General features: G+C 69.4%; 22 protein-coding genes and 1 tRNA gene. 12 read left to right on the top strand and 11 right to left on the bottom strand.

What is annotated here, in order from left to right; translation table 11 throughout:
• Positions 1-310 precede the first annotated feature (310 nt).
• Together ABEU20_RS22605 and ABEU20_RS22600 are read left to right on the top strand one after the other, a co-directional pair.
• Complete coding sequence (locus ABEU20_RS22605) at positions 311-1156, top strand: glycoside hydrolase family 19 protein (protein ID WP_420166622.1); 846 nt, start codon at positions 311-313, stop codon at positions 1154-1156.
• A 182-nt stretch (positions 1157-1338) separates the two neighbouring features.
• Entirely contained in the window at positions 1339-2595 is a 1257-nt protein-coding gene (locus ABEU20_RS22600) for an Nramp family divalent metal transporter (RefSeq protein ID WP_420166621.1), read from the top strand.
• 15 nt (positions 2596-2610) lie between these two features.
• Here ABEU20_RS22600 and ABEU20_RS22595 read toward each other — a convergent pair whose 3' ends face one another.
• Both ABEU20_RS22595 and ABEU20_RS22590 read right to left on the bottom strand, forming a co-directional pair.
• Positions 2611-3576 (bottom strand): antibiotic biosynthesis monooxygenase, encoded by a 966-nt coding sequence (locus tag ABEU20_RS22595; RefSeq protein ID WP_420166620.1) that lies wholly within the window; start codon positions 3574-3576, stop codon positions 2611-2613.
• 1 nt (position 3577) lies between these two features.
• On the bottom strand, positions 3578-4144 hold the full coding sequence (locus ABEU20_RS22590) for a nucleoside deaminase (RefSeq protein WP_420166619.1): 567 nt from the start codon (positions 4142-4144) through the stop codon (positions 3578-3580).
• 219 nt (positions 4145-4363) lie between these two features.
• On the opposite strand from ABEU20_RS22590, the gene ABEU20_RS22585 reads away from it, so the two are divergent.
• A complete protein-coding gene (locus ABEU20_RS22585; RefSeq protein ID WP_420166618.1) occupies positions 4364-5641 on the top strand; it encodes an ATP-binding protein in 1278 nt (425 codons plus the stop codon).
• 1 nt (position 5642) lies between these two features.
• Here the strand turns inward: ABEU20_RS22585 and mshC are convergent, their stop codons facing one another.
• Together mshC and ABEU20_RS22575 are read right to left on the bottom strand one after the other, a co-directional pair.
• The gene (mshC, locus tag ABEU20_RS22580; protein ID WP_420166617.1) at positions 5643-6884 is read right to left on the bottom strand and encodes a cysteine--1-D-myo-inosityl 2-amino-2-deoxy-alpha-D-glucopyranoside ligase; all 1242 of its coding nucleotides are present in this window, start codon (positions 6882-6884) and stop codon (positions 5643-5645) included.
• 10 nt (positions 6885-6894) lie between these two features.
• On the bottom strand, positions 6895-9042 hold the full coding sequence (locus ABEU20_RS22575; RefSeq protein WP_420166616.1) for an MMPL family transporter: 2148 nt from the start codon (positions 9040-9042) through the stop codon (positions 6895-6897).
• An 88-nt stretch (positions 9043-9130) separates the two neighbouring features.
• On the opposite strand from ABEU20_RS22575, the gene ABEU20_RS22570 reads away from it, so the two are divergent.
• Positions 9131-9589: a MarR family winged helix-turn-helix transcriptional regulator gene (locus ABEU20_RS22570; RefSeq protein ID WP_420166615.1), complete on the top strand. Its 459-nt coding sequence runs from the start codon at positions 9131-9133 to the stop codon at positions 9587-9589.
• Here ABEU20_RS22570 and ABEU20_RS22565 read toward each other — a convergent pair.
• Genes ABEU20_RS22565 through ABEU20_RS22550 form a run of 4 tightly spaced genes read right to left on the bottom strand, consistent with a single transcriptional unit; the run spans position 9586 to position 12618 of the window.
• Complete coding sequence (locus tag ABEU20_RS22565) at positions 9586-10407, bottom strand: SCO1664 family protein (RefSeq protein ID WP_420166614.1); 822 nt, start codon at positions 10405-10407, stop codon at positions 9586-9588. The genes ABEU20_RS22570 and ABEU20_RS22565 overlap by 4 nt on opposite strands.
• A 5-nt stretch (positions 10408-10412) precedes the next feature.
• Positions 10413-11006 (bottom strand): DUF3090 domain-containing protein, encoded by a 594-nt coding sequence (locus ABEU20_RS22560; protein ID WP_420166613.1) that lies wholly within the window; start codon positions 11004-11006, stop codon positions 10413-10415.
• Positions 11007-11045: 39 nt separating this feature from the next.
• A complete protein-coding gene (locus ABEU20_RS22555; RefSeq protein WP_420166612.1) occupies positions 11046-11735 on the bottom strand; it encodes an MSMEG_4193 family putative phosphomutase in 690 nt (229 codons plus the stop codon).
• 37 nt (positions 11736-11772) lie between these two features.
• A complete protein-coding gene (locus tag ABEU20_RS22550; protein ID WP_420166768.1) occupies positions 11773-12618 on the bottom strand; it encodes an undecaprenyl-diphosphate phosphatase in 846 nt (281 codons plus the stop codon).
• Between the two features lie 208 nt (positions 12619-12826).
• Between ABEU20_RS22550 and ABEU20_RS22545 the strand changes: the two genes are divergently transcribed.
• From ABEU20_RS22545 to ABEU20_RS22515, 7 genes are all read left to right on the top strand, one after another.
• Positions 12827-13762, top strand: a complete 936-nt coding sequence (locus tag ABEU20_RS22545; RefSeq protein WP_420166611.1) for an aldo/keto reductase — start codon at positions 12827-12829, stop codon at positions 13760-13762.
• 117 nt (positions 13763-13879) lie between these two features.
• Positions 13880-14563 (top strand): biliverdin-producing heme oxygenase, encoded by a 684-nt coding sequence (locus ABEU20_RS22540; protein WP_420166610.1) that lies wholly within the window; start codon positions 13880-13882, stop codon positions 14561-14563.
• Positions 14560-15579, top strand: coding sequence for a heme/hemin ABC transporter substrate-binding protein (locus ABEU20_RS22535; RefSeq protein WP_420166609.1), 1020 nt, complete (start codon positions 14560-14562; stop codon positions 15577-15579). The genes ABEU20_RS22540 and ABEU20_RS22535 overlap by 4 nt, the downstream gene beginning before the upstream one ends.
• Positions 15576-16634 carry a FecCD family ABC transporter permease gene (locus ABEU20_RS22530; protein WP_420166608.1) on the top strand — a complete coding sequence of 353 codons (1059 nt, stop codon included), beginning with the start codon at positions 15576-15578 and terminating at the stop codon, positions 16632-16634. Before ABEU20_RS22535 ends, ABEU20_RS22530 begins: the two co-directional genes overlap by 4 nt.
• A complete protein-coding gene (locus tag ABEU20_RS22525; protein ID WP_420166607.1) occupies positions 16634-17500 on the top strand; it encodes a heme ABC transporter ATP-binding protein in 867 nt (288 codons plus the stop codon). Before ABEU20_RS22530 ends, ABEU20_RS22525 begins: the two co-directional genes overlap by 1 nt.
• 126 nt (positions 17501-17626) lie before the next feature.
• A complete protein-coding gene (locus ABEU20_RS22520) occupies positions 17627-18622 on the top strand; it encodes a YncE family protein (RefSeq protein WP_420166606.1) in 996 nt (331 codons plus the stop codon).
• A 46-nt stretch (positions 18623-18668) separates the two neighbouring features.
• Positions 18669-19739, top strand: a complete 1071-nt coding sequence (locus ABEU20_RS22515) for a quinone-dependent dihydroorotate dehydrogenase (protein WP_420166605.1) — start codon at positions 18669-18671, stop codon at positions 19737-19739.
• Between the two features lie 64 nt (positions 19740-19803).
• On the opposite strand, the gene ABEU20_RS22510 is transcribed toward ABEU20_RS22515, so the two are convergent.
• Complete coding sequence (locus tag ABEU20_RS22510; protein ID WP_420166604.1) at positions 19804-20334, bottom strand: YbhB/YbcL family Raf kinase inhibitor-like protein; 531 nt, start codon at positions 20332-20334, stop codon at positions 19804-19806.
• A gap of 21 nt (positions 20335-20355) precedes the next feature.
• A complete protein-coding gene (locus ABEU20_RS22505; RefSeq protein WP_420166603.1) occupies positions 20356-21711 on the bottom strand; it encodes a M20/M25/M40 family metallo-hydrolase in 1356 nt (451 codons plus the stop codon).
• 208 nt (positions 21712-21919) lie between these two features.
• On the opposite strand from ABEU20_RS22505, the gene ABEU20_RS22500 reads away from it, so the two are divergent.
• Positions 21920-22005: transfer RNA gene (locus ABEU20_RS22500), tRNA-Leu, on the top strand.
• Between the two features lie 99 nt (positions 22006-22104).
• Here the strand turns inward: ABEU20_RS22500 and ABEU20_RS22495 are convergent.
• Complete coding sequence (locus ABEU20_RS22495) at positions 22105-23319, bottom strand: S8 family serine peptidase (protein ID WP_420166602.1); 1215 nt, start codon at positions 23317-23319, stop codon at positions 22105-22107.
• Between the last annotated feature and the right edge of the window lie 141 nt (positions 23320-23460).

Below are 23460 nucleotides of genomic sequence, written 5' to 3'. Positions count from 1 at the left end.
CCCCGGAAGGTCACGACGGGAGGTTCCGGACTCCCATCCGACCGCCCAAAAAAGGCTGGCCTACCAGCATTGAGGGCACAAAGCCTGTAACGACACGCCGTCAGATATGTGATCTGAATCACTTTTGAGGCTCGAAGTGGCACTCGTCTCGATGACTTGAAGATCTTCGGTAACGGCCTGTTATCTGGTTGTGACATTGCCGTGACCACCTGGTGATCCGACGGTCTCGACCACGACGACCACTTCCGATGATACCGGTGTTCACGCCCGACGTAGCTGCACCCCGCAGCCCCCAGCCGGAGCATGAGCCTTGCACAACACTCCTGACTGCACGACCGATCGAAAGACCGGCACCCAGCGCGGACTCCTGTCGCGAGCCCGTGTCGCGGTCCTCGCCACCGCCACTGTCGCCGGGCTCTGCGCCGGCAACCTCGCGACCGGACCGGTCGCCTCCGCAAGCGTGACGCCGGCGTTGCCCGCCGCTCCCGCGCAGTTCCTGGACACCGCCGGACTGCTGAAGGCACTCGAGCTTCCCCAGTCCTCGACCACTCCGGCCCCCGTCCCGCAGGCGCGGGTCGTGCCGGAACCGGCCCTGCCGGCCCTGCCGGCACCACCGCCGCCGCCGGCTCCCGCGTCGGTCACGCTCGACGAGCTGGTGAACATCGTCCCGCAGGTGGCGCCCGATCGCTTGGCACAGTACGTCGCGCCGCTCAACGAGGCACTGGCCAAGGCCGCCATCGACACCCCGCTGCGGAAGGCCGCGTTCATCGCGCAGCTCGTGGTGGAGTCCGACTCCTTCCGCACGTTCGAGGAGTACGCGTCCGGTCGCGCCTACGAGGGCCGCTCGGACCTGGGCAACGTCGCACCGGGCGACGGCGAGCGCTTCAAGGGTCGCGGCGCCATCCAGGTGACCGGGCGCCACAACTACGAGAGCGTCAGCCAGTACCTCGGCATCGACTTCGTCGCCAACCCCGAACTGATGGCGACGCCGGAGAACGCCTTCGAGACCGCCGCGTGGTACTGGCAGTCCCGCAACCTCAATGCCGTGTCGGACTCGGGCAGCATCGAGTCGGTGTCCCGCATCGTCAACGGCGGCACGCACGGCCTGGTCCAGCGCATCGACAGCTTCCAGCGCGCGCTGTCGGTCTTCCACTGACCCGGCGCGCACCCAGCGCGATCGCCCCCTCTCGGACCGTGTGTCCGGTAGGGGGCGATCGCGTTTCGGCAGCCACCCCTCGGTTGGAAGTTCGGGCACCCGAACTCTATAGTGCGATATAGCGAATCGCAGCTCTCGCGGTCCTCGCTACCGTCACCGAAGAGTTCACCGAGCGGAGTCCAGTGAGCACCGAGATCGACGCCCCCTCGGCGCCACGACGCCGAGGCTCCGGCCTGCGCTCCGTCGCGCTGATGGGCCCCGCTTTCGTCGCCGCGATCGCGTACGTCGACCCAGGCAACGTAGCCGCCAATCTCACCGCGGGAGCCAAGTACGGGTACCTCCTGATCTGGGTACTGGTCCTGGCCAACGCGATGGCGGTGCTGATCCAGTACCTCTCGGCGAAACTGGGCCTGGTCACCGGGCGATCCCTGCCGGAGATGCTGGGTCTGCGACTGCGGAAGGGCAATCGCCGCGCCTTCTGGCTGCAGGCCGAGGCGATGGCGGCCGCGACCGACCTCGCGGAGGTCATCGGCGGCGCCATCGCCCTGCACCTGCTGTTCGGTCTGCCCCTGTTCGTCGGCGGCCTGATCACCGGCGTCGTGTCGATGATCATCCTGTCGATCCAGTCACGGCGCGGGCAGCGGACGTTCGAGTTCGTGGTGATGGGACTGCTGGCGATCATCACGATCGGGTTCCTCACCGGACTGGCGTTCACCGACGTGTCGGCCGGCGACGCCGTCGCGGGACTCGTTCCCCGGTTCGAGGGCACCGAGACCGTGCTGCTCGCGGCCAGCATGCTCGGCGCGACCGTCATGCCGCACGCGATCTACCTGCACTCCGCACTCGCCCGTGATCGGCACGGCTCGGCGGGCCACGGCCCACGCCTCCACCGCCTGCTGCGCGTCACCCGCTGGGACGTCGCGGCGGCGCTGGTGGTCGCGGGCGGAGTCAACATCGGCATGCTTCTACTCGCCGCGTCGGCGCTGCGCGGCGTGCCCGGCACCGACAGCATCGAGGGCGCCCACGCGGCCATCCAGGCGTCGCTCGGTCCGGGTGTCGCGGTGGTGTTCGCCGTCGGACTGCTCGCGTCCGGCCTGGCGTCGACCTCGGTGGGGTGCGCGGCCGGATCCGAGATCATGCACGGACTGCTCGACATGCGGATCCCGGTACTCACCCGGCGCGTCGTCACGCTGATTCCCGCGCTGATCGTGCTCGGGATCGGCGTCGATCCGACCTACGCCCTCGTCATCAGTCAGGTCGTGCTGAGCCTGTGCATTCCGTTCGCCCTCGTGCCGCTCGTGCGGATGACATCCGACCCGGAGCTGATGGGTCCCGAACGCAACGCCACGGCCACCACCGCGGCCGCCTGGCTGTGTGTCGGCCTCATCATCGCACTCAACGTCGCGCTGCTGTGGTTGACCGTGACGGGTTCCGGCTAGCCGGCGGCCACCGTTTCACGGCAGCGACCACACCACGGTCGTCGCCAGCCAGAACACGATCGCGGCGGCCGCCAGGAACCCGACCGAGACCAGCAGCCCGATCGTGTCGACGCGACCGCCCGACATGTCCCCCGGTTCCAGCCAGAAGCGCAGGGCGCGGGTGACGATCGGCATCACCACCCAGGTCAGAAGGCACACCGAGGCGATGTTGCCGATCAGCAGGCTCGCCCACAGCGGCGCGCCGGGCCACAACTCGTCGATGGTGATCGTGAGCACCACGACCAGCGGGTAGAGCCCCACCAGCACCGACAACGCGGTCTTCCACGACGGCACCTGCTCGTCCCCGGCGCCGCCCGCGGAGAACCACGAGCCGTACGGGCTCGGGATGGGCCGCACGGTGAAGTCCTTGAACTCTCGACCTTCCGTGAGCAGCGCCGCACGCTGGGGCGACTCCAGCCACCGGTCGAGATGCTGCTGAGTGTCGAAGGTGAACAGAATCGTCCAGTCGTCCTGCACGCCCGGAATCGGCGGGTGCCACTCGGAGCCCCGGAAGCCGGGAAACTTCCGCTCCGCGTCGGTGATTCGGTGTTGCCATGCCAGGAACTCGGACTCGCGTCCGGGCACCGGCGGATGCGACACCACGACGGTCACCGCCTGCGAACCGTTCTCGACCAGAACGTTCTGGGTCGGCGGCGCAACGAACATCTCTCCGGCGCGCTCGACCAGATCTCGCCGTCGGCCGCTCTCGAGCCAGTCCCGCAGGTGGTCGAGCGAGTCGAAGCGGTACACCACCGACCACTCGGATCCGTCGTCGGCCGGGGGCGTGACCTCCGTGCCCAGGAACCCGGCGAACGTCGCTGCCGCAGAATCGACTTCGTTCTGCCATCGCCGGAAGTCGGTGCCCGTTCCGGGGCGCAACCGATGGGTGACGACGACCGTCGCGGGCCTCGGACCGCGTGCGGACGGATCCGGTCCCGCCATGTCAGTACGGGTGCTTGTCGGGCTTCTCGGCCCATGTCGCGTAGGCCGCCGCGCCGAGGTCGGCCCGCAACTGCTCGATCTTGATGGACCGTTCGTCGAGTGGCCGCGAGAAGTCCTCGTACTGGAACGCGTCGTCGAAACCGATGTGGCTGGTGGCGGGCAGATCGCTCGCGAAGTAGACCGCGTCGAGCCGGGACCAGTAGATCGCGCTCATGCACATCGGGCACGGCGCCCCGCACGTGTAGAGCTCCATCCCCATCAGCATGCGGGCCCGTTCGGGCACCCGATCCGGCGACCCCTCCGGCCGCGGCACGAGCTTCAGCGTGGACTCGTCGACGTGCTCGCGTGAGATGCTCGGGGCCGCCGCATTGAGCACCTGGATGGCCTTCCGGATCGCCTCGACCTCACCGTGTGCGGTCACGTCGCCGGTCAGTAGGACCCGGTTCTGTCCGCGGGCGACGATCTCGCCGTCGCGGGCGATCACCGCCCCGAACGGACCACCCCAATTGTTCTCGACCGACTCGATGGCGAGTCGGCACGCCTCGTTCATGAGTTCGTCCGGTGTCATGGCCGATCGCCTCCACGCGTCGCAGTAGACCCACCCACAATCTAACGACCGGGTGAGTCGCACCACAGCGGATTGCGATCGGAAATCCACATGACCAGGCGATTTGCCCCGATCTCACGGTCGTTGCGATTCGCGCCTCCGGCTGACAGCGCCCCATCGGCGGTGTCTACTCGACAGACCCGACGACGTAGAGAACCGATCGGATCGAGGTGACCACAGATGCCGGTGTGGCGATTGCGCGATTTCCAGAACGACGACCTGGACCAGGCCATCCAGATCTGGGATCAGAGCCGGGTCCCGGGCTCACCGGAGCCGGTGTTCACGCTCGCGGAAGTAATGGCGGCGGCACGGGCCGGACAGCCCGCGGTGGTCGCGACGGTCGGCGACGAACTGGTGGGCATGGCCGTCGCACAGGTCCACGGGGAACGCGCCTGGATCCTGCTCGTCGCACTCGGATCCCGCTGGCGCAACCGCGGCATCGGGAGCGCGCTGCTCGCGAACCTCGAGCGGCGGCTGCGGAGCGCGGGCGCGCATCGCATCTCGGCGATGCTCCCCGACGCCGCCACCGGCTCCGCGGCGTTCGAGCACTCGGGCTACCACCGCCGCGACGGCCTCGTCTACTACGAACTGCTGGAACCGCCGGGCCCGGACAAGACGCTGCTCGGCGAGCTCGGCGGCCGGGTCATGCCGGACGGCCTCTGGCACACCATGTCCGGCATGGAAGGGGTCAAGGAGGTGATCGAGCGCCGCATCGTCTCACCGCTCGAGAACCCTGACCTGGCCGACCGATACGGGGTGCAGCCGCCCAAGGCGGTGATCCTGTTCGGCCCGCCCGGGACGGGCAAGACGAGCTTCGCGAAGGCCATCGCCTCCCGGCTCGACTGGCCGTTCGTCGAACTGTTCCCGTCCCGACTCGCCGCGTCGTCGGAGGGTGGCCTCGCGGCGTCGCTCCGAGAGGTGTTCGCCGATCTCGCCGAGCTCGAGGAGGTCGTGCTGTTCATCGACGAGGTCGAGGAGATCGCCAGCGCCCGGACCGGAATCGCCACCAACCCGGCGCACGGGGTGACCAACGAACTCCTCAAACTCATTCCCGCGTTCCGCGAGGGCGAGCGACGGCTGATGGTCTGCGCGACGAACTCGGTCCATTCCCTCGACTCGGCGTTCCTGCGTCCGGGCCGATTCGACTACGTGATCCCGGTCGGCCCGCCCGACGAGCCGGCCCGGCACGCGGTCTGGCAGCGGTACCTCGGTTCCTCCGCGGCCCATGTCGATCTCGGGCGGTTGGTCGAGGCGAGTGAGTTGTTCACCCCCGCCGACATCGAGTTCGCGTCGAGGAAGGGCTCGCAGGCCGCGTTCGAACGCGAGGTCTCCGATCGGTCGGGCCGACCCGCGACGACCGAGGACTATCTGGCGGCGATCGCCGACACCCGCCCGACCCTGACGACCGAACTGCTCACCGAGTTCGACGCGGACAGCGAGAAGTTCACCCGGCTGTAGGTCAGCGCAGCTCGACACCCAGCAGCGCGTCCACCGCGGTCGCGAACGCCGCGGGTGCCGACGCGTCCGGTCCGCCGTGATCCACGGCCCGACGCGCCCAGCCGTCCAGCGCGTCGAGCGCCTTCGGGGTGTCCAGGTCGTCCGCGAGATGCTGCCGCAGCCGGGCGACGGTGTCCTCCGCGGACGGCGCGGACTCGAGCGCAGCGGCCTTGCGCCACAGCGCGAGCCGCTCCTGCGCGTCGGACAGCACCCCGTCCGTCCACGGCCGATCCATGCGGTAGTGACCCGAGAGGAGGCCGAGCCGGATCGCGGCGGGGTCCACGCCCTCGCCGCGCAACTTCGACACGAACACCAGGTTGCCGCGACTCTTCGACATCTTCTCGCCGTCCAGGCCGATCATCCCGGTGTGCACGTAGTGGCGCGCGAATCGGTCCGTACCCGAAGCGGATTCGGCGTGTGCCGCCGAGAACTCGTGGTGCGGGAAGATCAGGTCGCTGCCGCCGCCCTGGATGTCGAAACCCGAACCGATCCGGTTGAGGGCGATGGCCGCGCACTCGATGTGCCAGCCCGGACGACCCGGGCCGAACGGCGACGGCCACGACGGCTCACCGGGACGCTGTGCGCGCCACACCAACGCGTCCAACGGGTCCCGCTTGCCGGGGCGGTCGGGGTCGCCGCCGCGCTCGGCGAAGAAGTGGTCCATGGTGGCGCGGTCGTAGCCGGACTCGTAGCCGAACTGCGACGTCGCGTCCGCCCGGAAGTACACGTCGGGGTACTCGGGATCGTCGACCACGTACGCCGCACCCGACGCGACGAACTTCTCGACGAGCTCGACGACCTCGTTCACCGACTCCACGGCGCCGATGTAGTCCCGCGGCGGGAGCACCCGCAGCGCCTCCATGTCCTCACGGAACAGCGCGGTCTCCCGCATGCCGAGCACGACCCAGTCCTCGCCGTCGCGCTCGGCCCGCTCGAACAGCGGGTCGTCGACGTCGGTGACGTTCTGCACGTAGTGCACGTCGTGACCGGCGTCCCGCAGCACCCGGTTCACCAGGTCGAACGTCAGATAGGTGGCGGCGTGACCGAGGTGGGTCGCGTCGTACGGCGTGATGCCGCACACGTACATCTTCGCCGTCGCGCCCGGGGTGACCGGCCGCACCTGCCGGTCCGCGGTGTCGTAGAGCCGGAGGGCAGGCCCCTGACCGGGCACGGACGGGACAGCGGTGTCGGACCAAGACTGCATGGGAACGAGCCTAATGGAGAGTCGATTCCGCCCTCGCGGGCGGCGTGTCCGACGGCTCCTGCGCCGACGCCAGACGGCTCGGCCACCAGATCCGCTGCCCGATGTCGACGGTGAGCGCGGGCACCAGCAGCGACCGCACCAGCAGCGCGTCGAGCAGGACACCGAAGGCCACGATGAACGCGATCTGCGCGAGGAACAGCAGCGGAATGACCGCCAGCGCGGAGAACGTCGCCGCCAGCACCACCCCCGCCGACGTGATCACCCCACCGGTTACGGTCAGCGCCCGGAGCGCACCACGCCGGGTGCCCACGCGCAGCGCTTCCTCCCGCACGCGCGTCATCAGGAAGATGTTGTAGTCGATGCCGAGCGCGACGAGGAACACGAACGCGAACAGGGGCACCACCGGGTCCGCGCCGGGGAATCCGAGCAGGTGGTCGAACACCAGCGACGACACCCCGAGGGTCGCGGCGAACGAGAGCACCACGGTCCCCATCAGCAGCAACGGCGCCAGCAGTGACCGCAGCAGCAGCGCCAGGATCGCGAACACGACCAGGATGACCACGGGGATGATCACCGTCCGGTCCCGGATCGAGGTGTCCTTCGTGTCGAGGTCCGTCGCGGTCGGCCCGCCCACGAGCGCGTCCGCGCCGGGCACCGCATGCACCGACTCCCGCAGCCGCTCGACGGTGCGTTCGGCCTCCAACGAGTCCGCGGGGTCGGTGAGCGTGGCCTGGACCGCGATCCGGCCGTCGACGACCAGCGGGGTCTGCGCCCCCGGCGCCGGGACGGCGCGCACGTCGCTCACCCCGTCGACGCGGGACGCGGCGAGCACCCCGTCGAGCGCGGCGGCATCGGCGATCACGATCGCGGGCGATCCGGAGCCGGCGTCGAAGTGTTCGCCGAGAACCTGCTGTCCCGCCGCGGAGTCGACGTCGAGCAGGAAGACCTCCGACTGCGCCACGCCACTCGCCTTGAACATCGGCAGCAGGAGCGCGAAGGCCGCGAGCACGAGCGTCGACGCGACCCAGAAGCGCCGCGGGTGCGCGCCGACCTTCTGCGCCAGCGCGCCCCAGAATCGGTGATCGGTCGCCTCGTCCCGGTCGGCGTGCGCCGGATCGTAGGCCGGTCGCTTGGGCCAGAAGGCGACGCGCCCGAACAGCACCAGCACCGCCGGCAGGTACGTCATCGACGCGACGAACGACGCGGCGATACCGAGGGCCGCGACCGGACCCAGGCCGCGGTTCGAGTTCAGGTCCGACAGCAGCAGACACAGCACACCCGCGATCACCGTGCCGGCCGATGCGGCGACCGGCTCGAGGGTGGCGCGCCACGCGCGCTTCATCGCGTCGAAGCGATCGGGTTCGTTGTGCAGTTCCTCGCGGTAGCGCGCCACCAGCAACAGCGCGTAGTCGGTGGCGGCACCGAAGACGAGGATGAACAGGATGCCCTGGCTCTGCCCGTTGAGCGCGATCGTCCCGGCGTCCGCGAGCAGGTACACCAGCAGGCTCGCGAGACCCAGCGCGAACACCGCCGACGACAACACGAGGAACGGCAACAGCGGGCTGCGATAGACGACCACGAGGATGAGCAGGACCACCGCCGCGGCCACCAACAGCAGCAACCCGTCGATGCCCTTGAACGCCGTCGACAGGTCGGCGACCTGCCCGGCCGGACCGGTCACCAGCACCGTGAGCCCGTCGGGTGCACTACTCAGATCCGCCCGCAGTGCCTCGACACTGTCGCCGACGTCGACCGTCGAATCGACCGGGACGATCATCTGCAACGCCCGACCGTCCTCGGACGGGAGGGGCGGGGACGTCCGTTCGCCGAACCCCGGCTGCCCGGCGACCTCGGCCCCCGCTCGGGCGAGGAATTCGGCGTCGGACGGCGTTGTCCCCGAATCACGTTCGGCGACGACGATCGCGGGAACGAAACGGGTTTCGGTGAACCCGTCGTAGTGGGCACCGGCCTCGGTCGCCTCTGCGGACGCCGGCAGGAACGAGGTGTTGTCGTTCTGCTGGACCTCGCCGAGCTTGCCGGCGAACGGGCCTCCGAAGCCCCCGACGCCGAGCCAGACGAGAACCAGCACGGCCGGCAGCAGCCACCGCCAACGGGACGTGCGGGGTGGAGCCGAATCGGTGTTTGCCGGCTTGCTCACGGGTCCTCCGGGATCGATCGACAGCTAGTCTCGGGACACTTCCCCACGAAGTTTATTCAGCCCACTGAACAATTGCACGGAGACGCCCTTGTCCCAGCCCGAACCGACCCGTCCGGTCGACGTCGACGGCTTCCGCTCATGGCCCACCGGACGGCTGCTGTCGACGGCGGCACGCCTGGTAGAGCATTCGTGGGAAGAAGTGCTGCGCGCCCACGGAACCACCCATGCCGGTCTCATCGCGCTGCACACGCTCACCGACGGACCGCGCTCACAGCGCGACATGGCACGCGCGTGCCGCGTCACCGACCAGACGATGAGCCGGACGGTCGAACGCCTCGAACGCGGCGGCTTCGTCACGCGCGCGACCGATCCGGGTGACGAACGTCGGCAACGGGTCACGATCACGCCGTCGGGGCGCGACACCTACACGCGGCTGCTCGCCCTCGAGCAGGACGACGAGTCGCTCACCTCGGGCGTGTCCGATCCGGCCGCGCTACGCGCGCTGCTGATCGAATTGATCAACGCGCGCCGGGAGTCGGGCGCCTAGAACGCCGGCCACGGAATGGGACGCGAGCCCGAGGGATGTGGCATCACCGGTTCGCGGAGCAGTAGCTGCACGCGCTCGCGCAACGCCTCGACCTCCCCCACCGTGATGTGCTCGGCGAGTGCCGCCGGCAGCTCGTCGCCGGACAAGCGCTGGGCGAACGCGGACAGATCGGCGACGAGATCGTCCGCGATCGGCGCACCGGCCCAGCCCCACAGCACCGTTCGGAGCTTGTTCTCCTCGTGCAGGCAGATGCCGTGGTCGACGCCGTACACCGAACCGTCGACGCCCTCGAGCGCGTGACCACCCTTGCGGTCCGCGTTGTTGAGCACGACGTCGAGGACCGCGATCCGCTGCAACCGCGGGTCGTCCGCGTGGATGAGCGAGACCTCCGTGCCCTGCACGTCGAGCGCCCGCAGGACCTCGAGCCAGCCCGGGGGCACCTCCTCGGGTGGGCAGATGTCCACCAGGTCCGGCTGCCCGCCCTCTTCGGGATGGCGCTCCGGGGTGTCGATCCACCGCTGGACCATGCCGGGCCCGAACGGCCCGTCCCGCAGGATGGTGGGGGGAATGACACCCCACCCGAGTTCCTCGGAGATCAGATACGACGCGACCTCGCGGCCGGCGAGGGTCCCGTCCGGGAAGTCCCACAGCGGCTGCTCGCCGCGGATCGGCTTGTACACACACCGCACCGAGCGGCCGTCGGTGGACGCGTCGCACACGAGGGTCGCATTGCTGGCATGCACGATTCGACCGACCAGGGTCAGTTCGCCCTCCGCGAGCAGTGCGCCGTCAGCGGGATCGAGGGGGTCGATCGGCACCGCGGTCAGAGCTCTTCCCCGAACTCGACGGAGGAATCGAACCCGGCGATCCGGCGATAGCCGTTGGTTCGGATGCACATGTGGCCGTCCGTACCGAGCGGCTCCCCGCACAGCGGGCACGGGGCCCGTCCGGCCGCGACGACCCGCTCCGATCGCAGCGCGAACTCGCGGGCCTGCACGGGCGTGAGGAAGACCCGGACCGCGTCGGGGCCCTCCTCCGTGTCGTCGAGGACGACCGATTCGTCGAACTCCGTCTCGCTCACCGCGAGCAACTCGACCACGACCGATTCCGCCTCGGCGTCCCAGCCGAGACCCATCGTGCCCACCCGGAACTCGACGTCGAGTGGTGTCACCAGTGGACTCAGGTCCCCCAGTTCCCCGGCCTCGGGCGGCACCGCCGTCCCGAACCGGCGGTGGACCTCCTCGAGGAGCAGACCCATCCGATCCGCGAGAACCTGCACCTGCTGCTTCTCGAGCAGCACACTCACCACCCGGGCATCGTGCACGGCCTGAAGATAGAAGGACCGGTCACCCGGCTCGCCGACCGTCCCCGCAACGAATCGATCAGGGGTGCGGAAAACGTGTATCGCGCGCGGCATTGCACCTCCTCGAATTCTGCGTACCGCCTCATTATCCGCCTAGCGGCCGTTCCCGACCTCACCGCCGGGAACCGGCTCCCGCGCGTCGGGCTTGTGTCCACCCCCGTCCAGGCCGGTCAGGTCACCACCGGTGTCGTTCATCCGCAGGACGTACGGTCTGGTGTCGGTGTACCGGACGACGCTGATCGACGCGGGTTCGGTGACGATCCGCTGGAAACCGTCGAGGTGCGTGCCGACGGCGTCGGCGAGCACGGCCTTGATCACGTCGCCGTGGCTGCAGGCCACCCACAACACGTCGGATCCGTGCGCCTCGGTGAGCCGCCGGTCGTGCTCGCGCACCGCCGCGACGGCGCGCGCCTGTACCTGGGCCAACCCCTCACCGCCCGGGAAGACCGCGGCGGACGCGTGCTGCTGGACGACCTTCCACAGCGGTTCCTCGACCAGCTCCTTCAGCTCGCGTCCGGTCCACTGCCCGTAGTCCACTTCGACCAGACGGTCGTCGGCGCGCAGAGTCAGACCGCGATCGACCGCGAGCGGCGCAACCGTCTGCTCGCAGCGGAGCAGCGGCGAGTGGACGATCTCCGCGATCGAGAGGCCGGCCAACCGGTCGACGACGCCTTTCGCCTGCTCCACGCCCAGCTCGTCGAGCGCGACGCCCGCCGATCGACCGGCCAGGGTGCGGGCCGTGTTCGCGGTCGAACGTCCGTGTCGGAGCAGGATCACCGTCATGCGCTACAGCCTAGTGGGATCGCGCTCCGACCCCCGGTCACGTCGCCGAGACCACGCCGGTCGCCAGCAGCACGAGCACGAGCGTCCCGAGCACGATGCGGTACCCGACGAACCAGTACATCGAGTGGTTGACGACGAAGCGGAGCAGCCACGCGATCGAGGCGTAGCCGATCGCGAACGCGATGAGCGTCGCCACGAGCAACTGCGGGCCGGACGCGATCAGGCCCTCGCCGGCCGGCTCGAATGCATCCGGGAGACTGAACAATCCGGAGGCGACGACGGCGGGAATCGCGAGGAGGAACGAATACCGGGCGGCCGCCTCACGGGTGAGCCCGAGGAACAGACCGGCACTGATGGTGCCGCCGGAGCGCGAGACGCCCGGGATGAGCGCGAGCGCCTGCGCCGAACCCATGATGATGCCGTCCCGGGCCCGCAGATCCTCGATGGGCCGCGTCTTGCGTCCGTAGTACTCGGCCGCCGCGATCACCAGCGCGAACACGATCAGCATCGTCGCGATCAGCCACAGATTCCTTGCGCCGGTGCGAATCTGGTCCTTGAACAGGAAACCCAGCACACCCACGGGAATCGTGCCGAGGATCACGTACCAACCCATGCGGTAGTCGAGGTCCGAGCGATGCTCGGCATGGAAGAGCCCACGGAACCACGCGGTGACGATGCGCCCGATGTCGCGCGCGAAGTACAGCAGCACTGCGGCTTCCGTGCCCAACTGGGTGACGGCAGTGAAGGACGCGCCGGCGTCGGTGCCGAAGAAGATCTCGGACACGATGCGGAGATGTCCGGACGAGGAGATGGGCAGGAATTCCGTCAGACCCTGCACCGCTCCGAGGACGATCGCCTGGAGCCAGGTCATGGCCTCGCCGATCACGCGTGGCACCCCGGGCCACACGAGATGCGGACGGTACGGCGGATGGGGTCGGGGGCATCCGGATTACACGCGTGTAGTCCAAGTTTCACGGCACAGACGGTACCCGGCGTGGCTGTGTTCGGCGCGCCGTGCGCGCCACTAGTGTTCTCGATCGGCGGGTATCTCTCGCCGATCGAATTCATCCGGTGTCGAGGCGTGGGCGGTTATGGAATACAGAGCAGTGGGAACGAGCGGGCTGCGAGTGTCGAGGCTCGGTCTGGGCACCCTGCACTGGGGTCGGGATACCGACGGCGACGAGGCGGCGGCGCAGCTGTCCGCATTCGTCGACGCGGGTGGCACACTCGTGGACACCTCCCCCGCATACGGCGACGGCAAGGCGCAGCGCCTGCTGGCGGAGCTCCTCGACGACGTCGTGCCGCGTGAGTACCTCATCCTCGGCGGCAGTGCCGGGATCAATCCGTTCGCCGCACCCGAGCAACGGGTCGACTGCTCGCGGCGGGGGCTGCTGACGCAGCTCGACGCGACGCTGCGGGAACTCGGCACCGACCACCTCGACATGTGGCAGATCGCGACGTGGGATCGACTGACACCCGTCGACGAGATCGCCGACACCCTCGACTACGCCGTCACCAGCGGCCGGGTCCGCTACACCGGTGCCCGCGGTTATCTGGGGTGGCAGCTGGCCACCGCCGCGGGACGCTCCGGGCCGGGGCGGCTCGTCGCGACGCAGGCCGAGTACTCGCTGCTCGCGCGAGGCGTCGAGGAGGAACTGCTGCCGGCCGCCGCGTATCACGGCATCGGAGTCTTCGCGGCCGTTCCGCTCGCCGGCGGCGTGCTCACCGGCAAGTACCGGGACGGCATCCCGGCCGATTCGCGCGGCGCCGACCCGACCCACGCGGCCGAGGTGCGCACCTACCTCACCGAGAGTTCCGTCCGCGTCGTCGACGCCGTCCTCACCGCCGCCGACGGTCTGGGAACCTCGCCGCTCGCGGTGGCACTCGCGTGGGCCCGGGACCGGCCGGGCATCGCCAGCGCCGTGGTGGGCGCCCGTGATCTGGCGCAGTTGACGGGGGTGTTGTCGGCCGAGGACCTCGTCCTTCCCCCCGCGATCGCGGCGGCGTTGGACGACGTGAGCGCGTGAAATCGGGCGCGCGTCCAACTTTCGGTTGATTCTCGGTATTTAGTGACGACAACGATGCGAGGGTAGGCTAACCTCGTGTCCGTTGTGTTTGACGGATGTCGTCGTGAAGGAGATCACATGGACGTGCTCGACCAGGGTACCGAGGCCGGAGAACGTGCCGGTTTCGCAGAGCGCATCAAGACCGAGACCGATGCCGCTCACCGCGCCACCGAGCAGTCCCGGTTCGTCGGTGATCTTCTCGCCGGCAAGCTCACCAAGGAGGGCTACGCAGCCCTGCTGGCGCAGACGTACCTGGTGTACGAGGCACTCGAGCGCGCTGCCGACGCGCACGTCGCGGACCCGATCGCCGCACCGTTCATCACCGACGACCTCGTCCGGCTGCCGTCCCTCGCGGCCGACCTCGAGTTCCTGCTGGGCCCGACCTGGCGTGACCAGGTGGCCGCGACGCCCGCCACGGCCGCGTACGTCGCCCGCCTCGAGGAGGTCGCGTTCGACTCGGCCGCCGACTTCGTCGCGCACCACTACCTGCGCTACATGGGCGACCTGTCCGGCGGTCAGATCATCCGCCGCATGCTCGAGCGCGCCTACGGCTACGAGGTCGACGGACTGCGCTTCTACATCTTCGACCGGATCGCCAAGCCGAAGGTCTTCAAGGACGAGTACCGCGCGAATCTCGACGCCGCGCCCCTCTCGGCCGAGGCGCAGGCCCGCTTCATCGCCGAGGTGAACCTCGCGTACCGACTCAACGGCGCCCTGTTCGCGGACCTCGAAGCCGACATCGATCGCTACCTTGTGAAATGAGATCTGTGCTCTCCCGGCTCCTCGTCGTGGCCGCCTCGGCCGCGACCGTGGTCTCGCTCGCCGCGTGTACGTCGGTCACCACCGGCGACACCGAGCAGCGCGGCCAGACCACCGCGGTGGTCGCCGACGCCGACCCGCGACCCGTCTCGACCGCTCCGACACCGCAGCTGCCGGTGACGGTGCGCAGCTTCGACGGTGTCGACGTCACCGTGACCGACACCAGCCGGATCGTCACGGCGGACCGCTACGGCACCCTGACCGAGACGGTGTTCGCCCTCGGTCTGGGCGACAACGTCGTCGGCCGCGACACCGCCTCGGCGTTCCCCGCCGCCGAGGACATCCCGAACATCACCCCCGGCGGGCAGGCGATGAACGCGGAGGCGATCCTGAACCTCGCGCCCACCGTCGTGCTGACCGACACCAGCATCGGGCCGAAGTCGGTGCAGGAGCAGCTGCGGGCGGCGGGTGTCCCCGTCGTCTACTTCGATCCGACGCGGACCCTCGAGGGTGTCCCCGGACAGATCACCGCGGTGGCACAGGCACTCGGCGTGCCGGAGCAGGGAGAGCAACTCGTCGCGCGCACCGAACAGGAGATCGCGAACGCGAAGGCCATGGTGCCCGCGGGGTCCGAGGACCTGAAGATCGCGTTCCTCTACATGCGTGGGCCCTCCATCACGATGCTGGCCGGCCCCGGCTCGGGAGCCGATTCGCTGATCGAGGCGCTCGGCGCCACCGATGCCGGAACAGCCTCCGGGCTGACCAGTGAGTTCGTGCCGATCACGAGCGAGGCCATGATCGCGTCGGCCCCCGACGTCATCCTCATGATGAGCGGCGGACTCCAGTCGATCGGCGGGATGGACGGGCTGGAGAAAGTGCCGGGCATCGCCCAGACGCCGGCCGGTCGGAACAAGCGCGTCGTCGACATGGCCGACACCATGCTGCTCAGCTTCGGCTCCAACACCGGCCAGGTACTGGCGGCGCTGGCCGACGCGATCTACCACCCCACCGCGGAATGAGCACAACCGTCTCCACCCGGCCGAAGATGCGGGCCGGCACCGTCGTGGTCGGGCTGGTGGTCCTCCTGGCAGCGCTGGCCCTCGCGTCGGCATGCATCGGCCAGGTGCCCACCAGTCCGGCCGAGGTCCTCGGCAGCGTCCTGCACCGGATCGGCCTCGACATCGGACCGATGCCGTCGCATCCCAGCGGCGAGGTCACCCTGTGGCAGGTGCGTTTCCCGCGGGTGATCCTCGCGATCCTCGTCGGAGCGGCGCTCGGCTGTTCCGGCGCCCTGCTCCAGGGTGTGTTCTCCAACCCGCTCGCGGAGCCTGGCGTCATCGGCGTCTCCGCGGGCGCGGCGGTCGGCGCGAGCGCAGCCATCGTCCTCGGCGGCGCGTTCACCGCCGGCGCCTCGGTGGCGGCGGCCGCGTTCGTGGCCGGTCTCGTCACGACGACCATGGTGTATCTGCTCGCCCGGTCCGAGGGTCGCACCGAGGTCGTCACACTCGTGCTCACCGGCGTCGCGATCAACGCGTTCGCGGGCGGCCTCATCGCATTCTTCACGTTCGTTGCGAGCCCCGCGGCCCGCGACCAGATCGTCTTCTGGCAACTCGGCAGTCTCAACGGCGCCACCTGGAACGCCGTCGCGATCGTCGCCCCGATGGCGATCGCCGGCATCGCGGCGTCGATGCTGATCGCCCCCAAGCTCGACCTGCTCGCCCTCGGCGAGAGCGCGGCCCGGCACCTCGGCGTCGACGTCGAGAAGCTGCGACTGATCGCGATCGTGATCGTCGCGGTGCTCGTGTCGTCGGGCGTCGCATTCACGGGCATCATCCTGTTCGTCGGCCTCGTCGTGCCGCACGTGATGCGCATGCTTGTCGGCCCCGGACACCGCCTGCTCCTGCCGGCGAGTGTGCTGGGCGGTGCGGTCGTGCTGCTCGCGGCCGACCTCGGTTCGCGCACGCTCGTGGCGAACGCCGACCTGCCGCTCGGCATGCTCACATCGCTCGTCGGCGGTCCCTTCTTCTTCTGGCTGCTCCGCCGCACCCGATCCCGGCAAGGCGGGTGGGCGTGATGACGTCACTGCTCGATCGCGCCCGCAATCTGTTCGGCCGCGAGGTCGCCGGACCGGGGCGCACCGAGACCGGGTCGGTCACCATGCGCGCGAACGGCATCAGCGTCGAACGCGGCGGCCGCACCGTGCTCGACGGCGTCGACCTCACCGTCCGCGCCGGCGAGGTGCTCGCACTGGTCGGACCCAACGGCGCCGGCAAGTCGACCCTGCTGGCGGCGCTGTCGGGCGACCAACAGGTCGTGGCGGGCACCGTCGAACTCGACGGCCGATCCCTCACCGAGTGGACGCCGTCGGAGATGTCGCGGCGTCGTGCGGTCCTGCCGCAGCAGCACACCGTGGGGTTCTCGTTCACCGCGCGCGACGTGGTCCGGATGGGGCGGGCTCCGTGGCAGCGCACCGAACGCGGCGCGGACGACGAGAGGGTGATCGAGGAGAGCCTGACGATCTGTGATGTCGCGCACCTCGCCGATCGGCCGTTCAGTGTGCTCTCCGGCGGCGAACGCGCCCGTGTCGCGCTGGCCAGGGTCCTCGCCCAGGACACCGAGACCGTGCTCCTCGACGAACCGACCGCGGCACTCGACCTGGGCCACCAGGAGTCGGTGATGGCGATCGCCCGGGCACGCGCCGCGGACGGCGCCGCCGTGGTCGTCGTCCTGCACGACCTGGGACTGGCCGCGGCGTACGCCGACCGCATCTGTGTTCTCGAGAGTGGCCGCGCGGCCGCCGACGGGACGCCGGCCGAGGTCTTCACCGAGGAACTGCTCAGTCGCGTGTACGGCCATCCGGTCGAGGTCTTCGAGCATCCCCGGTCGGGCGCCACGCTGGTCCTTCCGCGCCGCGACGACGGGCCCCTCGCGCGGCACTGACCGTCGGCGGGGTGTCGCCCGTCTCACGAACGGGACCACCAGGATTCGGGCGGGCCTTGTCGATCAGGGATGCTAGAAGCCGAGCGACCACGCAGCATCCCTGCATCACCTCCGAGGAGCACAACCATGCGAGTACCCGCACCGCGCATCACCGCTTGCACGATCGGGGCCGCGTTGCTGTTGCTCACCGGGTGCTCGAGCGAGAAGGACGGCGACGACCTCCAGACCATGGACCCGGCCACCGCGGCGGTCGCCCCGGCCGCGGCCACGCCCGCCGGATCGGTCCAGGGTCTCGGCCGGCCGGTCGACGCGCTCGCGTTCGATCCGGCCACGAACACCACCGCGATCCTCACCGACGGGGGCACGAACCTGCTGCTGCAGGGTGAGGGCGACCCGCGCACCGTGCCCCTCGACGGGCGCGCCGTCGACATGGCATCGGCCGCCGAGGGCCGGGTCCTGCTGCCGATGGACGGACGGGTGCAGATCGTCGACACCGCGTCCGGGGAGAAGTCGTCGGTCACCGTCGACGGCGACGCGCGCTCCGCGCTGTTCCTCCCCGACGGCACGCTCGCCGTCGGGTTGGCCAGCGGCAGGATCCAGATCGTCGACGCCACCGACGGCACGGTCACCGAGACCGTCTCCGGGCTTGCGTCGGTCGACGAGCTCGCGCTCACCGGCGGCGATCTGAGTGCGCTGGACCGCCGTCAGACGTCGCTCACCGAGATCGATCTCGGGGACTCGTCGCTGGGCATGGCGCTGCGCGCCGGGGAGGGCGCCACGCACCTCGTCACCGACGAGCACGAACGCATCCTCGTCACCGACACCGGCGGCGACGAACTGCTGGTCTTCACCACCGATCCGCTGATCATGCGGCAGCGCTACCCCGTCCCGCACGCGCCGTACGCGCTCGCCTACGACGATCGCACCGATCTGGTGTGGGTGACCCTCACCGGCAGCAACAAGGTCGTCGGCTACGACCTGTCCACCGGTGTTCCGGTCGAGAAGGGCCGCTTCGACACCGTCCGCCAGCCCAACTCCGTCACCGTGGACACCGCGACCGGCACACTCGTGGTCGGCTCGGCCACCGGCGACGGCCTGCAGCGGATCCCGCTGGCGGACTGATCATCACCCCCCATCACGTTTCCGGCATCCGGCCTCGAGGAGATTCGTGTACTACCTGCTGCTTCGTCTGATGTTCCGGGTCCCCCCGGAACGCATCCACCATCTCGCGTTCGCGGCGATGCGGCTCGTCACGCGCTTCGCGCCGATCCGCGCGCTGGTCGCGAAGGTGCTCGTCGTCGACGATCCCGTGCTTCGCACGAAGGCGTTCGGTGTCGACTTTCCGGCACCGGTCGGTCTGGCCGCCGGCTTCGACAAGGACGCGACGGGTGTCGACACGTGGGGTCCGCTGGGCTTCGGCTTCGCCGAGGTCGGCACCGTCACCGCGCAGGCGCAACCCGGGAACCCGGCGCCACGACTGTTCCGCCTGCCCGACGACCGGGCGCTGGTGAACCGGATGGGCTTCAACAACCACGGTGCCGGCAATGCCGCCAACCACCTGCGCCATCGTCGCGGCGACGTCCCGATCGGCGCCAACATCGGCAAGACGAAGGTCGTCCCGGCCGAGGAGGCGCCCGGCGACTACACCGCGAGCGCCCGGCTGCTGGGGCCGCTGGCCGATTTCCTCGTCGTCAACGTCAGTTCCCCCAACACGCCGGGGCTGCGTGACCTGCAGGCCGTGGAATCGCTGCGTCCGCTGCTCCAGGCGGTGCTCGACACCGTGCACATCCCGGTGCTCGTGAAGATCGCCCCGGATCTGTCCGACGAGGACGTGGACGCGGTCGCCGATCTCGCGGTGGAGTTGGGCCTGGCCGGAATCGTCGCCACCAACACCACGATCGCGCGCACCGGCCTGAAGACGCCGCAGTCCCGGATCGCGGAGATCGGGGCGGGCGGGCTCTCCGGCGCACCGGTCGCGGCCCGCTCGCTCGAGGTGCTGCGGCGCCTGCACGGCCGGGTCGGCGACAAGCTGGTCCTGATCTCCGTGGGCGGCATCGAGACCGCCGACCAGGCGTGGGAGCGGATCCTCGCCGGCGCGACCCTCGTGCAGGGCTACACCGGCTTCATCTACGGCGGCCCGTTCTACGCCAAGAAGCTGCACAAGGGGCTGGCCCGGAAGGTGCGTGAGGGCGGCTTTCGGTCGGTCTCCGACGCCGTCGGCGCCGGCGCGCGGACGTAGCCAAAAACGCGTCGAGGGCCCGTCACCGCTGGATTCGGTGACGGGCCCTCGTCGCGTCTGGGTGCTACTTCTGCTCGTAGATTCCGGTGATCACCGCGCGCGCGATGGCGTGCGAGAACAGGTTGAAGCCGAGGAACGCCGGCTTCGAGTCGGCGGTGATGTCGAGGTGCTCGACGTCCACGGCATGCACCGCGAACATGTAGCGGTGCGGCCCGTGCCCCTTCGGCGGGCACGCGCCCAGGTACCGGGCGAGGGCGCCGTCGTTCTCCAGCGTGACGGCACCCGCGGGTAGCCCCGAGCCGTTCTCGTCACCGGCGTTCGCGGCCAGCGAGGTCGTCGTGGCGGGTACGTTCGCGACCGCCCAGTGCCAGAAGCCCGACGCGGTGGGCGCGTCCGGGTCGAACATCGTGACGGCGAAACTCTTGGTCTCGGGAGGGAACCCCGACCAGGACAGCTGCGGCGAGATGTCGTGGCCGCCGGCCCCGAAGATGCCGCTCACCTGATCGTTCTTCAGCGGCGCACCGTCGGTGACGTCCTCCGACGTCAGCGTGAAGGACGGCAGGTCGGGAAGCTCGTCGTAGGGGTTGTGAGCCATGTGGGAATTCCTCTCTCTCGGTCAGCTGTGCATCAGGAAATGTTCCATCACCCGGGTGCCGAAGCGCAGGGCGTCGACGGGCACACGCTCGTCCACCCCGTGGAACAGGGCCGCGAAGTCCAGGTCCGGCGGCAGCCGCAGCGGCGCGAAACCGAAGCAGCGAATTCCCAGGCGCGCGAAGGCTTTTGCGTCGGTGCCCGCCGACAACATGTAGGGCACGGTGCGACCGTTCGGGTCGTGCGCGAGGATCGCGTCGTTCATCGCGTCGACCAGATCGCCGTCGAACGTCGTCTCGTAGGAGTCGAGCTTGGTGATCCATTCCCGGGTCACGTGCGGCCCGATCAGCGCGTCGACCTCCCGCTCGAACGCGGCCTGCCGTCCGGGCAGCACCCGGCAGTCGAAGACGGCCTCGGCGGTCTGCGGGATGACGTTGGCCTTGTAGCCGGCCTTCAGCATGGTCGGATTCGCGGTGTCCCGAAGGGTGGCGCCGATGATGCGGGCGATGCTGCCCAGCTTTGCGAGGGTGCCGTCGATGTCCGGGGAGTTCGGATCGAACTCGACCCCGGTTTCCTCCGACAGCACGGTGAGGAATTCGGCGACCGAATCCGACATCACGAGCGGGAACGTGTGGTTGCCGAGTCGGGACACCGCGTCCGCGAGGATCGTCACGGCGTTGTCCTCGTGCAGGAACGACCCGTGGCCCGCGGTGGCCTTGGCGGTCAGTCGCATCCACCCGAGGCCCTTCTCGGCCGTCTCGACGAGATACAGACGCTTCTCGGTGCCGTCTGCGCGCGGCACGGTCAAGGAGAAGCCGCCGACCTCGCCCACTGCCTCGGTGACACCGTCGAACAGTTCGGGCCGATGGTCGACGAGCCACTGGCAGCCGTACTTGCCGCCGGCCTCCTCGTCGGCGACGAACGCGAACAGGATGTCTCTCGGGGGTACCGTGCCCTCGGCCTTGAACTGTCGCGCGAGCGCCAGCATCATCCCGCACATGTCCTTCATGTCGACGGCGCCGCGGCCCCACACGTAGCCGTCCTCGACGGCGCCCGAGAACGGATGGACGCTCCAGTCGGCCGGCTCGGCCGGCACGACGTCGAGGTGGCCGTGCATCATCAGCGTCCCGCGCGCCGGGTCCGCACCCTTCAGCCGCGCGAAGACGTTGCCGCGCCCGGGCGCACCCGATTCGACGTACCGGGTCTCGTAGCCGACCTCCTCGAGCCGCTCCTGCACCCACAGGGCACACTCGCGCTCTCCCTTGGTCGTCTCGAGTTCACCGGTGTTCGACGTGTCGAACCGGATGAGCGAACTGACGAGGTCGACGACCTCTGCTTCGGCTCGCCCCGGGGACCGGTCCGACGATCGATCCGACGTCACTGCTTCTCCATTTGCTGCCACTCCACTTTCCTACCACCGTCGGGCGTCCCACCGATGAACCGACAAGCACACCCATATGCCGCAAAAACCACCCCTGACCAGCCGATTTTGGACCTGGCGCAATATCGGATAATCTTTCCAGGCACCCGGAGAACGGGGGCAAACGAAAAACAACTGAAGGCCCCGCGAACAGGCGGGATAACAACGAGTCCGAGTGGCGGAATGGCAGACGCGCTAGCTTGAGGTGCTAGTGTCCTATTAACGGACGTGGGGGTTCAAGTCCCCCCTCGGACACTCTGAGTTGAGACAGACGACGAAGACCCCGGTTCATCGAACCGGGGTCTTCGTCGTTCCGACTGCGGGTTCCGGCTGAGGGTTCCGGCCCGCGACGAATCATCTCCTCGTCGCTTCCATCCTCAGATCGGCGCGATTCGCCCGGGACAGTTCCCGGACCGCAAGATCCTTGGCGCACACCAGCAACGAGCCCAACGCGCTCACGCGCGGGAACGTCGACTCGGTGTGATTGACGTTGTCGTGATCGTCCGCACCGTCGTAGACGACGGTCGATCCCCGCGTAAGCCACCGCTTCACATCCGTCACGGCCGGGAGATGCCCCGTCGTCCGCAGATGGAACGACTGCAACAGCGCCACCACGCCGAGTACCACGGGCGTCGCCTGGCTGGCGCCGTACTGGATCGACTCCCCGGTGTCGTTGAGGATCCCCGACGACGTGATCGGCGAACCCGGTGCGAACGTGTCGGTCGCACACGGCCCGCCGATCGTCCGGTGCAGGCGCTGCGTGAACGGCGTCAACCTGTCGGAGTCGGACGCGAACGCCTTCGCCCCGTCGCGGTACCGGAAGCTGCCCTCGTCGGCGTCGTAGACCGCCCCGACACTGATCGTCTGCCGGAAGATCGCGGGGTAGCACATCCCCTGCGTGCCGCCGTGCGCGTAGTAGTCGTTGCCGGCCGCCGTACAGCAGCACACGCCCTCGTCCGTCAGTTCCTGCAACAGCGCGCCGATCGCGTCGCCGGGCATGTCGGTGTCGGTGGTCCGGTTGTCGGCCGCACCGGTCGCCAGGCACAGCGCCGAAATCCCCAGGGACGAGCGCCGATCCAGCAGCCAGTCGAGTGCATCGCGAATGTCGGCGAATCGGCCGGTGCCGTCGTTCGCGAGCACCTTCACCGCCGCGATCCGCGCGTTCGGTGCGATCCCGGTGTGGACCCGTCCGGCGCACGCGATTCCGCCGACGGACGTGCCGTGGCCGTGACCGTCGGTCACGTCGGCCGGGTCACCGCCGTAGTCGGACGTGAAGTTGCGTCCCGGCACCACCCTTCCCGCGAAGTCGACGTGCGTCGACCGCAGACCCGTGTCGAGCACCGCGACGGTCACGCCGGACCCCGACACGTTGAAGTCGCGACGCGCCTCGGACGCACGCACCAACAGATCCACCTCGGTCAGCTCCGGCAGAAAGGGCCCGTCCTTCTGCAGCGGCGCTTCCACCGGGACGACGGCCTCGCCGTGCAGCGCCTCGAAGGTGCCGACGACGTTGCCCACGGGCGGTCGGTGTCTGTCGGGTTGTCCGGAGGATCCGTTCGACTCGTTCATTGTCCTCACCCTCCTCGAGTGTCATGTCTCGAGCGGGGACTGCCCCGGGGAGCACTCCCCCTGGTATCTCACATGCTCCTCCCGCCGAAGCGTGGTGTCACCAGCCCCGCGACCGTGAATCACCGGTTCGGCAATCGGTAG

Origin of the sequence: Rhodococcus parequi, from assembly GCF_046042785.1 — a bacterium.
Classification (GTDB): Bacteria; Actinomycetota; Actinomycetes; order Mycobacteriales; family Mycobacteriaceae; genus Prescottella; species Prescottella parequi.
Note: the sequence above shows the minus strand (reverse complement) of the source record. Positions and strands in the feature narration are given on the sequence as shown.

Bases quoted from the DNA above. Each gene is read 5' to 3' on its own strand.
- ABEU20_RS22535 (WP_420166609.1), top strand. From the start codon at position 14,560: ATGAGATCTGTGCTCTCCCGGCTCCTCGTCGTGGCCGCCTCGGCCGCG.
- ABEU20_RS22560 (WP_420166613.1), bottom strand. From the start codon at position 11,006: ATGCCGCGCGCGATACACGTTTTCCGCACCCCTGATCGATTCGTTGCG.
- ABEU20_RS22495 (WP_420166602.1), bottom strand. From the start codon at position 23,319: ATGAACGAGTCGAACGGATCCTCCGGACAACCCGACAGACACCGACCG.
- ABEU20_RS22540 (WP_420166610.1), top strand. From the start codon at position 13,880: ATGGACGTGCTCGACCAGGGTACCGAGGCCGGAGAACGTGCCGGTTTC.
- mshC (WP_420166617.1), bottom strand. From the start codon at position 6,884: ATGCAGTCTTGGTCCGACACCGCTGTCCCGTCCGTGCCCGGTCAGGGG.
- ABEU20_RS22545 (WP_420166611.1), top strand. From the start codon at position 12,827: ATGGAATACAGAGCAGTGGGAACGAGCGGGCTGCGAGTGTCGAGGCTC.
- ABEU20_RS22585 (WP_420166618.1), top strand. From the start codon at position 4,364: ATGCCGGTGTGGCGATTGCGCGATTTCCAGAACGACGACCTGGACCAG.
- ABEU20_RS22555 (WP_420166612.1), bottom strand. From the start codon at position 11,735: ATGACGGTGATCCTGCTCCGACACGGACGTTCGACCGCGAACACGGCC.
- ABEU20_RS22530 (WP_420166608.1), top strand. From the start codon at position 15,576: ATGAGCACAACCGTCTCCACCCGGCCGAAGATGCGGGCCGGCACCGTC.
- ABEU20_RS22520 (WP_420166606.1), top strand. From the start codon at position 17,627: ATGCGAGTACCCGCACCGCGCATCACCGCTTGCACGATCGGGGCCGCG.
- ABEU20_RS22595 (WP_420166620.1), bottom strand. From the start codon at position 3,576: ATGGCGGGACCGGATCCGTCCGCACGCGGTCCGAGGCCCGCGACGGTC.
- ABEU20_RS22525 (WP_420166607.1), top strand. From the start codon at position 16,634: ATGACGTCACTGCTCGATCGCGCCCGCAATCTGTTCGGCCGCGAGGTC.
- ABEU20_RS22590 (WP_420166619.1), bottom strand. From the start codon at position 4,144: ATGACACCGGACGAACTCATGAACGAGGCGTGCCGACTCGCCATCGAG.
- ABEU20_RS22510 (WP_420166604.1), bottom strand. From the start codon at position 20,334: ATGGCTCACAACCCCTACGACGAGCTTCCCGACCTGCCGTCCTTCACG.